This is a genomic window from Achromobacter sp. GbtcB20 (assembly GCF_019091095.1).
Lineage (GTDB): Bacteria > Pseudomonadota > Gammaproteobacteria > Burkholderiales > Burkholderiaceae_B > Achromobacter > Achromobacter mucicolens.
Map to the genome: position 1 here is coordinate 1 of NZ_JAGXJZ010000290.1, position 382 is coordinate 382.

Annotated in this window: 1 pseudogene; it reads left to right on the forward strand. The window is 64.7% G+C overall.

The features are described 5' to 3' along the window. Positions 1–382: pseudogene (locus KVT32_RS29025) on the forward strand (adenosine deaminase); the annotation flags it as partial.

A 382-nucleotide genomic window follows, 5' to 3' on the forward strand; every position in this document is an offset into this window, starting at 1 on the left:
GAGCGCAACTGCCTGTCGAGCGCCGAGGTCTATGCCGACGTCCACACCTGGCGCGAGCTGGTGCAGCGCTGGTCGAACAAGGACTTCGACAACCACGGCGCGATCCAGCCGCCGCCCGACCGCCTGTTCTTCCAGACCTTCGGCTACTTCGGTCCGGTCTCGAACGCCAACTTCGCCGAAGGCCTGCAGGAGCTGAAGAAGCGCGCGATCGCCGAGAACGTCAGCTACATCGAGACCATGTTCAAGATGGCGCCGACGGTCAGCAACCCCGAATTCGACGCGCGCGCCTGGCAGCTGGTGAACGACGACGCGGGCCTGAAGGTCGCGCTGAACAACTGGATGGAAACGCTGGCGCGCGACCCGGCCTTCAACAAGAACCTGG